At 62.1% G+C, this 12,731-nt stretch carries 16 protein-coding genes and 1 tRNA gene; 9 read left to right on the top strand and 8 right to left on the bottom strand.

From position 1 onward, the window contains the following. Together EOA27_RS05175 and EOA27_RS05170 are read right to left on the bottom strand one after the other, a co-directional pair. The coding region (locus EOA27_RS05175; RefSeq protein WP_189561962.1) for a DUF192 domain-containing protein at positions 1–247 on the bottom strand (247 nt) is incomplete at its 3' end. Between the two features lie 115 nt (positions 248–362). Continuing rightward, positions 363–956, bottom strand: coding sequence for a cold-shock protein (locus EOA27_RS05170; RefSeq protein ID WP_126064639.1), 594 nt, complete (start codon positions 954–956; stop codon positions 363–365). 260 nt (positions 957–1,216) lie between these two features. Between EOA27_RS05170 and gloA the strand changes: the two genes are divergently transcribed. Continuing rightward, entirely contained in the window at positions 1,217–1,657 is a 441-nt protein-coding gene (gene gloA / locus EOA27_RS05165) for a lactoylglutathione lyase (protein WP_126082431.1), read from the top strand. A gap of 123 nt (positions 1,658–1,780) precedes the next feature. Continuing rightward, positions 1,781–2,068: a DUF2218 domain-containing protein gene (locus EOA27_RS05160; protein WP_126082430.1), complete on the top strand. Its 288-nt coding sequence runs from the start codon at positions 1,781–1,783 to the stop codon at positions 2,066–2,068. 11 nt (positions 2,069–2,079) lie between these two features. Here EOA27_RS05160 and EOA27_RS05155 read toward each other — a convergent pair whose 3' ends face one another. Further along, the gene (locus EOA27_RS05155; protein WP_126082429.1) at positions 2,080–2,640 is read right to left on the bottom strand and encodes a DUF1697 domain-containing protein; all 561 of its coding nucleotides are present in this window, start codon (positions 2,638–2,640) and stop codon (positions 2,080–2,082) included. Then, on the bottom strand, positions 2,637–3,893 hold the full coding sequence (gene ilvA, locus EOA27_RS05150) for a threonine ammonia-lyase IlvA (RefSeq protein WP_126082428.1): 1,257 nt from the start codon (positions 3,891–3,893) through the stop codon (positions 2,637–2,639). The genes EOA27_RS05155 and ilvA overlap by 4 nt, the downstream gene beginning before the upstream one ends. 232 nt (positions 3,894–4,125) lie before the next feature. On the opposite strand from ilvA, the gene EOA27_RS05145 reads away from it, so the two are divergent. Next, positions 4,126–5,202 carry an alpha/beta hydrolase gene (locus tag EOA27_RS05145; RefSeq protein ID WP_126082427.1) on the top strand — a complete coding sequence of 359 codons (1,077 nt, stop codon included), beginning with the start codon at positions 4,126–4,128 and terminating at the stop codon, positions 5,200–5,202. 105 nt (positions 5,203–5,307) lie between these two features. Beyond that, positions 5,308–6,468, top strand: a complete 1,161-nt coding sequence (locus EOA27_RS05140) for an alpha/beta hydrolase (RefSeq protein WP_126082426.1) — start codon at positions 5,308–5,310, stop codon at positions 6,466–6,468. A 6-nt stretch (positions 6,469–6,474) separates the two neighbouring features. Here the strand turns inward: EOA27_RS05140 and ade are convergent, their stop codons facing one another. Further along, the gene (ade, locus tag EOA27_RS05135) at positions 6,475–8,292 is read right to left on the bottom strand and encodes an adenine deaminase (RefSeq protein WP_127255670.1); all 1,818 of its coding nucleotides are present in this window, start codon (positions 8,290–8,292) and stop codon (positions 6,475–6,477) included. A gap of 159 nt (positions 8,293–8,451) precedes the next feature. Here ade and EOA27_RS05130 point away from each other — a divergent pair, with 159 nt between their 5' ends. After that, on the top strand, positions 8,452–9,108 hold the full coding sequence (locus EOA27_RS05130) for an outer membrane protein (RefSeq protein ID WP_126082424.1): 657 nt from the start codon (positions 8,452–8,454) through the stop codon (positions 9,106–9,108). A 263-nt stretch (positions 9,109–9,371) separates the two neighbouring features. Here EOA27_RS05130 and EOA27_RS05125 read toward each other — a convergent pair whose 3' ends face one another. Beyond that, positions 9,372–9,599, bottom strand: a complete 228-nt coding sequence (locus tag EOA27_RS05125; RefSeq protein WP_042644415.1) for a hypothetical protein — start codon at positions 9,597–9,599, stop codon at positions 9,372–9,374. Between the two features lie 189 nt (positions 9,600–9,788). Between EOA27_RS05125 and EOA27_RS05120 the strand changes: the two genes are divergently transcribed. Beyond that, a tRNA-Leu gene (locus tag EOA27_RS05120) sits at positions 9,789–9,874 on the top strand. 177 nt (positions 9,875–10,051) lie between these two features. Next, on the top strand, positions 10,052–10,894 hold the full coding sequence (locus EOA27_RS05115) for a hypothetical protein (RefSeq protein ID WP_127255668.1): 843 nt from the start codon (positions 10,052–10,054) through the stop codon (positions 10,892–10,894). Positions 10,895–11,204: 310 nt separating this feature from the next. On the opposite strand, the gene EOA27_RS05110 is transcribed toward EOA27_RS05115, so the two are convergent. Both EOA27_RS05110 and EOA27_RS05105 read right to left on the bottom strand, forming a co-directional pair. Further along, positions 11,205–11,582: a hypothetical protein gene (locus EOA27_RS05110; RefSeq protein ID WP_127255666.1), complete on the bottom strand. Its 378-nt coding sequence runs from the start codon at positions 11,580–11,582 to the stop codon at positions 11,205–11,207. Then, entirely contained in the window at positions 11,579–12,184 is a 606-nt protein-coding gene (locus tag EOA27_RS05105) for a hypothetical protein (protein ID WP_127255664.1), read from the bottom strand. The genes EOA27_RS05110 and EOA27_RS05105 overlap by 4 nt, the downstream gene beginning before the upstream one ends. Before the next feature lie 91 nt (positions 12,185–12,275). On the opposite strand from EOA27_RS05105, the gene EOA27_RS05100 reads away from it, so the two are divergent. Together EOA27_RS05100 and EOA27_RS41445 are read left to right on the top strand one after the other, a co-directional pair. Beyond that, positions 12,276–12,506 (top strand): helix-turn-helix transcriptional regulator, encoded by a 231-nt coding sequence (locus tag EOA27_RS05100; RefSeq protein WP_127255662.1) that lies wholly within the window; start codon positions 12,276–12,278, stop codon positions 12,504–12,506. 2 nt (positions 12,507–12,508) lie between these two features. Further along, a partial coding sequence (locus tag EOA27_RS41445) for a hypothetical protein (protein WP_210214138.1) occupies positions 12,509–12,731 on the top strand: 223 nt, incomplete at its 3' end.

The following is a 12,731-nucleotide window of genomic DNA, read 5'->3' as shown; positions in this document are numbered from 1 at the left end:
CGAACAACATGCCGTGATCGTCGGCCATCGTCCGGCGGAACATCAGGCCCGCCTCCCGCTCCGCGGAAGTGTCGGCGATCTCGATGGAGAAGGAACGCTCGCCCGAACCGGTCGCCACCACCAGAGGCGTCCGGTCGATCGGCAGCAGCATCGCATCCGCCGAACTCGGCTTCGCGGCCATGAAACAGGCGGCGAAAACGATCGCGGCGCAGAGCGCGCCCGCAGTCAGCCAATTGCGATGAGCCATCAAGGTACCTCGTCCAGACGCTCGTCCTAAACCATGATCCGCGGAAGTGGAACCGGTTTTCGGAGAAGATAGTCGGTCCGCGGCAAAGGCGCTTTTGGACGGAGTCGAGAAGTCCTTAATGCGAGACCGACAAGGTACCCATATCGGGGTGGATTTCGGCGGCCATAAGGCCTTTGTCGCCACGTCCGAAGCGCACCAGCACGACCTGGCCGGGCCGGAGCTCGGTTATGCCGTAGCGCCGCAAGGTTTCCATGTGGACGAAGATATCTTCGGTTCCCTCGCCCCGCGTCAGGAAGCCAAAACCCTTGGTGCGGTTGAACCACTTGACCAGAGCCCGCTCGAGGCCGCTCTCCGGGCTGACGGTAACGTGGGTGCGCTGCTCCTGCTCCGCCGGATGAACGGCCGTCGAAGCATCCATGGACAGGACGCGGAAAGCCTGCAATCCGCGCTCGCCCTGTTTCACCAGGCAGACGACCCGCGCGCCCTCGAGCGCCGTCTGGAAGCCGTCCTTTCGAAGACATGTCACATGGAGGAGGATGTCACCCGAGACGCCGTCGTCCGGAAGGATGAAGCCGTAGCCCTTGGCCACGTCGAACCATTTGATAGCCCCGGCGATTTCGACAAGCTCGGCGGAGTCGCCGCCATTGTCCCGCTTCAAGGCGTCGTCAAGGCTTCCGTCCCGCCTCGTGAAAGAGGCTTTTTCCCCCATAAGAATGCCCCCTTTTTCAAATCGAACTGCAACTGATTCTTGCCGAGAGATTAACACTGCGGCTTCCGGGGTGTGCAAGGGCTGACGTGCCTTTTTTCACCGTTCAGCACCGGAAAGGCTGAAATGTTGTTTGCCGGCGCTTCCCGAAGACGACTGGCGGGCCCTAAAATCGACCTCGCCGCCGCTATTGTCGGACGATTGCCCTTTCGTCGGGTGGCCCCTATGGTGCCTCACAACCCCAACAAGCCGAGGAAGTCCCCATGCGCTATCTGCACACAATGGTTCGCGTCGCCGATATCGACCAGTCGCTCGATTTCTACTGCAACAAGCTCGGCCTGAAGGAGGTGCGCCGCTACGAAAACGAGCAGGGCCGCTACACGCTAATCTTCCTCGCCGCGCCCGAAGACGAGCAGAGCGGCATCAACGAGAAGGCGCCGCTGGTCGAGCTGACCTACAATTGGGACCCGGAGGACTACAGGGGCGGCCGCAGTTTCGGCCACCTCGCCTATGAGGTCGACGACATCTACGCCACCTGCCAGAAGCTGATGGACAGCGGCGTGACCATCAACCGTCCGCCGCGCGACGGCAACATGGCCTTCGTCCGCTCGCCGGACGGCATCTCGATCGAGCTCCTGCAGAAAGGCCCGGCCAAGGTAAAGGCCGAACCGTGGGCCTCGATGGCGAACACGGGCGTCTGGTAAAACTCGGCGAAGCGCGCCGATTTTACCGGCCGCCGCTGGCGTTTCCCCAGATGCTGCCTATCTACCGGAAATTGGCGCCAGCCCCGTCCAGGCTGGCGTTTCTTCATCCGCCAGGAGAATTTCATGCTGACCAGCCGCGCCGATGTCGCCACCGAACATGCCAGCCGCTACCTGCAGCAGCTCTGCAAGCACTGGTCGCACAAATTCCCGGTTGAGTTCGACCCACGGCATGGCGCTATCCAGCTCTCGATCGGCCGCACCGTCATGGACGCCGACGATCAGGCGCTGCACATCGCTCTGGCCGCCGACGATGAAGCTTCACTGGACCGGTTGGAGACGGTGGTCGCCGACCATATCAAGCGCTTCGCCTTCCGCGAGGAATTGAGCTTCGACTGGCAAAAGGCCGCCTGACAAATCGGCGATCAGCCGCCGGCTTTTCCGGCCATATCGAGCAACGCCAGCACGCTGCGCCAGTTTCGCGCCGTGCCAGGCACCTTCAAGGTGCGCGGAATCAGATTGGCGAACACCGATTTGCCGAGCCCGTCCGGCGCGTGAAGGTAAAGCACGTCGCCCTTGATCTCGAAGCGCTCGGGGCCGGTGCATTTGTCCGCGAGCCGCTGCGTCTCCTCAGCCGTCGGCTCGCGCTCCAGCGCATAGGCATGCAGCTTGGTCGGCTCCCCCGAGATCTCGGGATAGGGATTGTCCTTCACCAGCCGCTCGAACCAGCCGGCATCGCGCACCATGATGCGCGAATTGAAACCCCATTTCTTCTCGAAGGCCGCCTCGATCTCCTTGGTGAGCGCTGCTGCATCGCCTTTCTTCGCCCGGAACACGACATTGCCGCTCTGCACATAGGTCGCGACATCGGTGAAGCCGAGGCCCTCGAAGAAGGCTTTGAGCTCCGCCATCTTGACGATGCGGTTGCCGCCGACATTGATGCCGGAAAACAACGCGACGAAGACCGTGCCTTGTTTTTCGCTCATATGATGAAGCCCGCCAGGGTCTCGTTGTCGGTGATATCCTGATACTGCACGCCCTCGGCGTCGAAATTGGCCTTCAGCAGATAGAAATTGCGCCGGTCCTTGGTCTCGATGCCGATCAGCACCGAGCCGAAATTGCGCGCCGACTTCTTCAGATATTCGAAGCGGGCGATGTCGTCGTCTGGACCGAGCATTTCGAGGAAATCGCGCAGCGCGCCCGGCCGCTGCGGGAAGCGGATGATGAAATACTTCTTCAGCCCCTCGAAGCGCAGCGCCCGCTCCTTCACGTCGGGCAGCCGCTCGAAGTCGAAATTGCCGCCGGATACGACCGCGACGATGGTCTTGCCCCTGATCTCCTTGCGCGAAAAATCCTTGAGCGCGTCGATAGCCAGCGCGCCGGCCGGCTCCACCACGACGCCCTCGACATTGAGCATCTCGATCATCGTGGCGCAGAGCCGGTTCTCCGGAACCAGCCGGACGGCATCGGCGGCGAAGTCCTTGAGGTGGCGCAGCGGCTCGCGGCCGATCTCGGCCACCGCGGCGCCGTCGACGAAATTGTCGACCTTGGCGAGCTTCACCCGCTTGCCGCTGGCAAGGCTTTCACGCAGGCTCGGCGCGCCGGCAGGTTCGCAGAACACGAAACGCGGGTCGCGATGCTGGTCGGCGAAATAGTGGGTCACGCCGGCGGCAAGGCCGCCGCCGCCCACCGGCAGCATGACGATGTCGGGCGCGCGCGCGCCCGGCATCTGCGCCGCGATTTCGTAGGCCACGGTGGCCTGGCCCTCGATGATGTCCTTGTGGTCGAAGGGCGGCACCATATGCGCGCCGGCGCTTTCGGTGAATTCGAAGGCGGCGCGGTAGCAATCGTCGAAGAAGTCGCCGACCAGCCTGATCTCGACGAAATCGCCGCCGAACAGCCGCGTCTTGTCGATCTTCTGCTGCGGCGTCGTCACCGGCATGAACACGACGCCCTTCTTGCCGAAATGGCGGCAGACGAAGGCAAAGCCCTGCGCATGGTTGCCGGCCGAGGCGCAGACGAACAGCTCGGCATTGTTGCCGGCGGCAAGCGCCTTGCGGAAGAAATTGAAGGCGCCCCTGATCTTGTAGGAACGCACCGGCGTCAGGTCCTCGCGCTTCAACAGCACGCGGGCGCCGGTCTTCTTCGACAGATAGTCGTTCTCCTGGAGCGGCGTTTCCGGAAAGATTTCGCGGATCGCCTCGGCGGCCACGGCGACGCGGGCGGAAAAGCTGTTCACTACCAGTCCCTCATTTTCGATCTCGCCGGCACGCGCCAGCACCCCTGCCGGTGCCCGCAACCTTCCTGCCGCCCTTTTGGCTTTCGCGCAACACCACGGTGGTCCTCGCCCGGCGCTGAGCCAATTTCCACTAGACACGACTTACTTTAGCCGCACTTCGGCTGTCCGGGAGATTTCCGCGGAGGTGGACGGCCAATCGCGGCCAAAGTGGAATTGCAGCGGAAGTGTCGACGTGCGGTTGAAGACGATTTTCATCATTGCCCTTGCACTGCTGACGGCAGGCTGCGCGGGTCCCCAGACGCAGGAAATCCTGGGCAGCGTGGTCGTGCCGACCCAGGCGACCGAGATCGCGGGCAACCATTCGATCTTCATCGCCACCACGCGCAAGCGGTCCGACGATCCGAACAAGGTCTTCGACGGCGAACGCTCGGCGACGCTGAACTATGCCCGCGTCAACGTCACCGTTCCGCCGATTCACCAGGTCGGCCAGATCGAGCGCCGCTCGCGCGGCAAGTCGGACGATCCGACCAAGTATTTCATGGCCTCGGAAGTCGTCGGCTACGACACGCAGCCGAAATTCACCAGCGCCCTCAACGCCGACATCGACGCCCGCGGCGGACGTGTGATGGTCTTCGTCCACGGCTACAACACCGGCTTCGACGACGCCGTCTACCGGCTCACCCAGATCGTCCATGATTCCGGCTATCCGGGCACGCCGGTGCTGTTCTCCTGGGCATCCGGCGCCAAGACCACCGACTATGTCTATGACAAGGAAAGTGCCGCCGCCGCGCGCGACCAGCTGGAAGTGACGCTCAGGATGCTGGCGCAGACCGGTGCCCGGCGCATCGACATCGTCGCCCATTCGATGGGAACTTGGGTGACGATGGAAACGCTGCGCCAGCTCGCCATCACCGGCGATCGCGATCTGAGCGGCAAGCTGGGCGACGTGGTGCTCGCATCGCCCGATATCGATGTCGACGTCTTCAAGAGCCAGATGCGCCGTTACGGCAAGCCGGACAAGCCCTTCATCCTGCTTCTGTCGGATGACGACCGGGCGCTCAGGCTCTCCGGCCTGATCGCCGGCTCGCGGCCGCGCGTCGGCGACTATCGTGACGCCGCCGATCTTGCCTCCTATGGCGTCACGGTGGTCGACCTTTCCAATGAGAAGGGTGCCGACAGCTTCAATCATACGAAATTCGCCGACAACCCTGCGCTGGTGAAGATGATCGGACAGCGGCTGCGCGAGGACGACGGCTTTGCCAGCGACCGCGACGTGACCGACCGCATCCGCCAGCTGGCTGCGCAGTGACCCTGTCCACGTGGTTTCCGCATCACGTGACTTTGAACTGGACCCGGCCGCTCCCTGCCTTTATCGGAGTAAGGGAGAGGTTTGCCGCCCTTGGGGGGACCCCGGTTGACTGTGCATGTGAAGATCGTTGTCGGCCTTGCCTTCGCGCTCACCCTCGCCGGCTGCGCCGGCCCCACGCACGATCTGCTCAACCGCAAACCTGTCTCCGCGCCAGCCTCCGACATTGCCGCCAGGCATGAGATCTTCGTCGCCACCACCCGCCAGCAGGCGACCAAGGATCCCCGCCAGGTGTTCGACGGCGACCGTTCGCTGACCACCGGATACGCCCGCGTCCACGTCACCGTGCCCAAGATCCACCAGGTCGGCGCGATCGAGCGCGCCAAGGGCTCCGCCGACAGCAATCCGGCTAAGCAATTTACCGCCACCGAAGTCGTCCACTATGCGGATGCCTCGCAGTTCGCCAAGGCGGTCGGCTCCAATATTGCCATAGGCGGCGACCGCGCTCTGGTTTTCGTGCACGGCTTCAACAACGGCTTCGACGACGGCGTGTTCCGGCTGACGCAGATCGCGCACGACACGAAATACCCAGGGACGCCAGTGCTGTTTTCCTGGGCATCGAGCGGCAAGACCACCGGCTACATCTACGACAAGGACAGTTCGACCGCAGCGCGCGACGACCTCGAGGCGACGCTGCGGATGCTCGCCAAAACACGCGTCAAGAGCATCGACATCATCGCCCATTCGATGGGCACCTGGCTGACGATGGAAGCGCTGCGCCAGCTCGCCATCACCGGCGACCGCGATCTGAACGGCAAGCTCGGCTATGTCGTTCTGGCGTCGCCGGACATCGACGTCGACGTCTTCAAGAAGCAGATGATCCGCTACGGCAAGCCCGATAAGCCCTTCGCCATCCTGCTTTCAGGCGACGACCGAGCGCTGAAGCTGTCGAGCTTCATCTCCGGCGACAAGCCGCGCGTCGGCGACTACGGCAATGCGGCCGATCTCGCGAGTTACGGCGTGGTTGTTGCGGATCTGACCAACACCAAAGGCGGCGACCGTTTGAACCATGCCAAATTCGCCGATAACCCGATCCTGGTGCAATTGCTTGGCGACCGGCTGCGCACGCCGGCAGCCCTGCGAGCGGGCGAACCTCAGGGAGCCGGGTTGGACAATATCGGCCAAGGGCTCGGCAAAGCCGTGGGATCGGTCGCCGAAGTGGTCATCACCACGCCGTTCAAGGTGCTGACCATCGCGACGGGCGGATGACCTGCTTTAGATAAAAAGATCGACCTTCTGGAAGGTCGTCACGTCGACAAGACCGACATCCGATATCCTGAGCTCCGGGATAACCACCAGCGCCAGCAGCGAGTGCTGCATATAGGCGTTGTTAAGCGAGCAGCCGACCTTGCGCATGGCCTCTGTCAATTGCTCGGCTTTCGCCGCGACGATCTCGGCGCGTTCGTCAGACATCAGGCCGGCGATCGGCATCTCGACCAGCGCCAGTTCCTTGCCCTTGGAATAGAGCACCACGCCGCCGCCGACCTCGCCCAACCGGTTGACGGCCAAAGCCATGTCTTCCTTGTTGGTGCCGACGACGATGATGTGGTGCGCGTCATGCGCCACGCTCGACGCAATCGCGCAGTCTTCCACATAGCCAAAACCGGAGACGAAGGCATTGGTGACGCCGCCCGTGCCGCGATGGCGCTCGACCAGGGCGATCTGGCAGATGTCGTTGCGCCGATCCATGGCGACCAACCCGTCCTCGACGGGCAGGTCGGCCTCCAGCGCCCGCGTCGGCGCCTGGTTCTCGATCACGCCGATCACCCGCGCCCGCACCTCGTTGGCGCCCTGCGGCGCGGAAATGTCGAAATCCTTCGCCGCGAGCTTCTTGCCGAGCTTGACCGTGTTCTTCGCCGATTGCGGATAGTCATAGGCGGGGATGTCGATCTCGAGCTTGCCGGCCTTCGCAAGCCTGACGCCGCGGCCATAGACCTCGTCGATAGTCATCCGGGCAAGGTCCGAAACAATCAGAAGATCGGCCAGTCGCCCCGGCGCGATCGAGCCGATCTCGCGCTCCAGTCGGAAATGCTGCGCGGTGTTGAGCGTCGCCATCTGGATCGCCGTCACCGGCTTCAGGCCCTGTTGGATGGCATGCCGTACCACCCGGTCCATATGGCCTTCATGCACCAGCGTGCCGGAATGGCTGTCATCGGTGCACAGGATGAAGTTGCGCGGGTCGATGCCGCCTTCGGTCACCGCCTTGATCTGCGCCGCCACGTCGTACCAGGCCGACCCCAGCCGCAGCATCGCCTTCATGCCCTGGCGCACGCGAGCGATCGCGTCCTCGGCGCGCGTCCCTTCATGGTCGTCCTCCGCCCCGCCCGCGACATAGCCATGGAATGGCAGGCCGAGATCGGGCGATGCATAATGGCCGCCGACCGTCTTGCCGGCCTTGACCGTCTCGGCAATCTCGCCCGACATCACCGGATTGTTGGCGGCGACGCCGGGGAAATTCATCACCTCGCCAAGCCCGATGATGTTGTCCCATGTCATGGCCTCGGCCACGTCGGCCACCGTCAATTCGGCGCCGGCATGCTCCAGTCCCGGCGCCGACGGCACGCAGGACGGCATCTGCACATGCACATTGATCGGCATCGCCACCGCCTCGTCATGCATCAGCCTGACTCCCGGTAGTCCGAGCACATTGGCGATCTCGTGCGGATCGATGAACATCGAGGTGGTGCCATGCGGGATCACCGCGCGGCAGAACTCCGTCACCGTCACCATGCCGCTTTCGACATGCATATGCGCATCGCAAAGGCCGGGCACCAGATAGCGCCCGCCGGCATCGACGACCTTGGTCCCCGGCCCGATGGCATGGCTGGCATTCGGCCCACAATAGGCGAAGCGGCCGGCGGCGATCGCGATGTCCGCGCCGGGGATGATCTCGCCCGAATGGACATTCACCCAGCGCCCGTTGCGGATGACCAGATCCGCGGGCTTTCGGCCCATCGCGACATCGACCAGATGTGTCGCCACCTCCGTCCACGGCTTGGTTTTTACGGCGCTTGTCGGCTTGGCGTTCGTCATTGGCGAGTTCCTCTGCATGAGGCACTTTGGCAAATGCCGGTGCCTGGAGCCAGAGCATCAGGTCGTAAACCACTGTTGCAGAGATGCAATTCCGTTCAGCGGCGAAAGGGGCTAGTCTTTCCCAGGGAGTCTTTCGGAACCGCCATTTCGGAGTGCTCGATGCGTCGACTGACGCTCGCCAGTGCCGGCTTTCTTGCCCTGCTGTCCGGGTCTGCCTGGGCGGCGGATCTGGGCGCTGATCTGCCGATGACCGCGCCTGGCTTCGACTGGACCGGCTATTATGCCGGCATGCAGGCCGGCTACGGCTGGGGCCGGTCCGACATCACCGTCGACGGCGGTTCGGTCAAGCCCGACATCGACGGCGGTTTCGTCGGCGGCCATGTCGCGGGCCTTTGGCAGTTCGACCAGGCCGTGATCGGCGCCGAGGCCGACCTCAACTACGCCTCGATCGACGGCACCGCCGATGCCGCCCCGGCAAACACCTTCGGCACCGACGTCAAATGGTTCGGATCGGTCGATGCCAAGGCAGGCTACGCGATGGATCGCCTGCTGATCTATGGCATTGGCGGCGTCGCGTTCGCCGGCATCGAAACCTCGCAGACGGCAGGCACAAGCTTTGCCCGGACCCGTACCAGCACCGGCTGGACGCTCGGCGCCGGCGTCGACTATGCCTTGACCAACAATGTCGTCGTCGGCGCGCAATACCGCTACTACGATTTCGGCAAGGAGCATTTCGACGCTTCGGACACTTTCACCGACCGTGACCAGGACGTGAAGCTGCAGACGCTCGGCGTGAATTTCAGCTATAAATTCTGAGACTTGCCGCAGCAGCGCCAGTGCTGAGGCGCCATCCCGTATTGTCTCTTGGAAATCAGGTGGCCGGCGCCCGCAGGGGGCGGGGGAATGGGTAGGGGCCTGGTAGACGCCGGCCTCGGCGGATCGAACCGCCTTGTGGGCTAACCTAACGGCATCCCCGCAAACCGTAATTCCGCGATCGCGCCACTTCCCAATGCGCCCCTGCTCGGCAAGCGCAGGACCAATAATGGTTAAGCCTCGACGCAAGGTTGCAATCGGACCGATCAGGACCCGTCCGAAGCGATCTTTCCGGCCGGCATGGCTGCGAGGCATTCTTCCAATCGCTGGAGCCGGGCCTTCTGCCAGCGCAGCGTATGCGCGACGTCGTGCAGGTTGCATTTGGCTTTCGAATTGGCGGCTTTGATCAGATCGCGCTCGAGCCGATCGATCTCGCAGCGCAGCTGCCGCGCCTCCTCCTCCCGCAGCCCCCGGATCCAGCCTGGCCCACGCATGGTTCCACCATCAAAGCCGGCTCGATGCTGGCACAGAAAGGCTAACGAAACCGGTTTGGCGGACTTTGCATTTTACATATCGCTAATATTAAATTCGGACATCCATCGCATGCTGGCTGGCTGTGTAAGATCAGTCGGTCCGAAACATCGCTTGACGGCTCAAATCAGGCATCTGAAAAGGGCACGCCTGCGGACGTGGCGGAATTGGTAGACGCAAGGGACTTAAAATCCCTCGATCTCTGATCGTACGGGTTCGATTCCCGTCGTCCGCACCAACGTTGAAATTACTTGCAAATTCTAATTCTACCGCTGCGGTAGGCTACCCTTGCAAGCTTTGGCGTGGGTAGCCGTGCGGGTAGCCGCCCCAGGATGAAAAGCCCGGAAAACCGCCACTCTCTGTTGACAACAGACTGGAATCGGGAGCTTTCTGCCCGCCAAGGGGTGAGGGCAAAATGACTATCTGCATCGCAGTTAAAGTCCACGACTGCTTGGTTTTCGTCGCGGACAGCGCGTCTTCTATGGTCACCACGGATGCAGCTGGCAACCAAATCGTGATGCGGGTCTATGACAACGGACACAAGTTGTTCAACCTAATCCGAGGGAGGCCCGTCGCCGCGATGACTTGCGGGCTTGGGAACTTTGGCAATTCATCGATCTCTACCATCGCCAAGGAAATCCGCCACGAGATTGCTTCTGGTGCAGCCGGCATCGATCTGCAGGTCTATACGATCAAACAAGTCGCCGATTATGCGTTTGGGAGGTTCAGCGCGCTTTTTGCTGCGCTTCCGGACCCCGTTCGGAACGCCTCGTCATTTACATTCTTCGTTGGCGGGTATTCTGCCGGTGCTGCAGGTAGCGAACTTTGGAAGATGCAACTGACGGGTGCCACGGTGATCGCCCCGCAATTGATTGCTGGCGAGCAGGACTGCAGAATCGAGTGGGATGGTCAACCGGACGCCTGCGTTCGTCTTGTCTTAGGAATTTCGCCGCAAACTACAGCCATACTGACGCAAGCGGGAATCAGTGCCCAGGATGCGGCCGCCTTGACGCAACAGATCGCACAGGCGTCTCAAGCCCAGTTGCTGGAACCTTCTATGCCGGTTCAGGATGCAATTGACCTAGCCCGGTTTCTAGCCGAAACCACTGTCTCGTTCGTTCGTTTTCTACCTGGTGCGAATACGGTCGGCGGCGACCTCGACGTCGCTACGGTCACAAAGTTCGAAGGTTTTCGTTGGATTTCTCGAAAGCATTACTATCCTATGGGGCTAAACGTGGAGACTAACCATGGCGCATGAACCGAAGAAGGTAGCTGGACTAAGCCAGCCACTCACCGCGGCGCCTATGCCAGAGTACGCGTACCAGCCTTACACTCCCTCGTTTCGACAGGGCACAAACGACCAAAGCGAAAAGAAGGACTCGGCCGATCAGAAAATCGATCTGTCTGGAGTGGTATTGAACCTGTCATAGGACCCTGCGAAACTAAGGCCCGGCCACCTTGAGAGCAGCCGGGCCATATTGTTTCGTAAGCGAAATGTTAGCCTGCAATGAGCCGTTGCGCGATGACGCCGGCGAGGATCGTCCCGATGAACATGATGTCGAGCACGGTCATGATTGCCCGCCCTCGATATAGCCGAGCTGGTCATGCTCAGCGTCATCGGCCTCCCGCTCGTCATCATCTTGCGGTTCGTCATTGATATCGCCGCCGTGCTCGTCTTCGAGCTCTCGGTCATCGTGAGGACTGCCGCGGCCATCATTCCAAGGCACGACGCTTCCAGGGCCGCGTTCTCCCCAACCAAGCCAGGGCTCGGCATCGGCGCCGTCCTCGAGGTCGCAATCGGCCTCCATCAGGTCAAGAGCCGTGATCAGGGCTGTGGCGCGGTCGAACAAGTCGTTGAGCCGCTTCTCGATCGCCTGGCGCCATGTGGCGGGATCTACTCCATCCGGGCAGCCGAACGGCTTCAGACTTCCGGTGGGCGCGTTCATACCCCGTACCGCCGCTCAAGATAGGCTAGCGCCGACTTCACGACGCGCTCCGCCGGAATGTCGATGAAGGCCTTCTGATCGATTGCGTAGCGAATTGCTTCTGCTACGCCCCGAAGGCTGGTCGCGGGCGGCGTTGCATAACATAGCCTATCAGAGGCTGGACCATAGGTAGCCATCACAAAGGCTTCCTCAATCTCGTCCGATGTTATCTGCTTTTCAGGGATGGCCGAGAACTCGGCTACCTTGGTGTTATATTCGGCGATGGTATCGGCGAGCGGGTCGGGAGCCGATCCGGCATCCTGAGAGAACCAGATCGGATCGGGATGGTTTGACGGCCCGACGTGGGCCACCCAGCCGGGCGTCCCTCCGGCCGGTGTCATGAAGCCGTTCATTGCTTCAGATAGTTCATTTGCGAGCCGCACAGCGCGTTCGTCGGGCGTCTCGGCGGCTGTGGCCGCAAGAGCGCTTCCTGCGACCGCTATGGCCGGCAGAGAGGCCATTGCGCCGACGAACATGGCGCGGCGGGAAAAGCGCCCGGTGACGATCTGCATTCCCTCGTCCGCGGGCATAGCTTCGCCGGCAGCCGGAACAGTGTTCGGCATGGTGTTGCTCCAGGTTGTAAGAACTTTGCACTAATGGTATAAGCCTACACCATAAGCTTAGTCAACACTTTTGATATAAGGTTGCATCAAATTGTCTGTATCGCCTGCCCAATGCCGAGCCGGTCGAGCGCTTATCGGATGGTCTCAAGATCAGCTCGCCGCGGCTTCGAAGGTCGCCAAGGCAACGATCGCGAACTTCGAGGCCGGCAAGCGTGCTCCATATGATCGGACGCTTGAAGACATGCGCCGCGCCCTCGAAGCAGCCGGCGTCGAGTTCATCCCCGAGAACGGCGGTGGCGCTGGCGTGAGACTGAGGAAATGAATATGCCGGCAGACGAGCCAGCCGAGGCGCCTGAACCTCCACCGATCATTCCGATTGAGACTCGATACCAAGCGCAGAAGGAGATGCTCTTCGGCGCGCTCGAACGGCAATACGAGTATGGCAAATGGCTGCTCGCCTCGCTCCTGGCGGTACATGCTGGGTCGCTGTTGGCGATCTCCCAGGCTGGCGAGGCAAGAGCGCGCCTTTATCAAGCATGTGGTCCTC

The organism is Mesorhizobium sp. M2A.F.Ca.ET.037.01.1.1 (assembly GCF_003998075.1).
In the GTDB taxonomy this organism is placed as follows: domain Bacteria; phylum Pseudomonadota; class Alphaproteobacteria; order Rhizobiales; family Rhizobiaceae; genus Mesorhizobium.
Note: the sequence above shows the minus strand (reverse complement) of the source record. Positions and strands in the feature narration are given on the sequence as shown.

Coding starts and splice junctions, on each gene's coding strand:
- EOA27_RS05170 (WP_126064639.1), bottom strand. CDS start 956: ATGGGGGAAAAAGCCTCTTTCACGAGGCGGGACGGAAGCCTTGACGAC.
- gloA (WP_126082431.1), top strand. CDS start 1,217: ATGCGCTATCTGCACACAATGGTTCGCGTCGCCGATATCGACCAGTCG.
- EOA27_RS05160 (WP_126082430.1), top strand. CDS start 1,781: ATGCTGACCAGCCGCGCCGATGTCGCCACCGAACATGCCAGCCGCTAC.
- EOA27_RS05155 (WP_126082429.1), bottom strand. CDS start 2,640: ATGAGCGAAAAACAAGGCACGGTCTTCGTCGCGTTGTTTTCCGGCATC.
- ade (WP_127255670.1), bottom strand. CDS start 8,292: ATGACGAACGCCAAGCCGACAAGCGCCGTAAAAACCAAGCCGTGGACG.
- EOA27_RS05130 (WP_126082424.1), top strand. CDS start 8,452: ATGCGTCGACTGACGCTCGCCAGTGCCGGCTTTCTTGCCCTGCTGTCC.
- EOA27_RS05125 (WP_042644415.1), bottom strand. CDS start 9,599: ATGCGTGGGCCAGGCTGGATCCGGGGGCTGCGGGAGGAGGAGGCGCGG.
- EOA27_RS05115 (WP_127255668.1), top strand. CDS start 10,052: ATGACTATCTGCATCGCAGTTAAAGTCCACGACTGCTTGGTTTTCGTC.
- EOA27_RS05110 (WP_127255666.1), bottom strand. CDS start 11,582: ATGAACGCGCCCACCGGAAGTCTGAAGCCGTTCGGCTGCCCGGATGGA.
- EOA27_RS05105 (WP_127255664.1), bottom strand. CDS start 12,184: ATGCCGAACACTGTTCCGGCTGCCGGCGAAGCTATGCCCGCGGACGAG.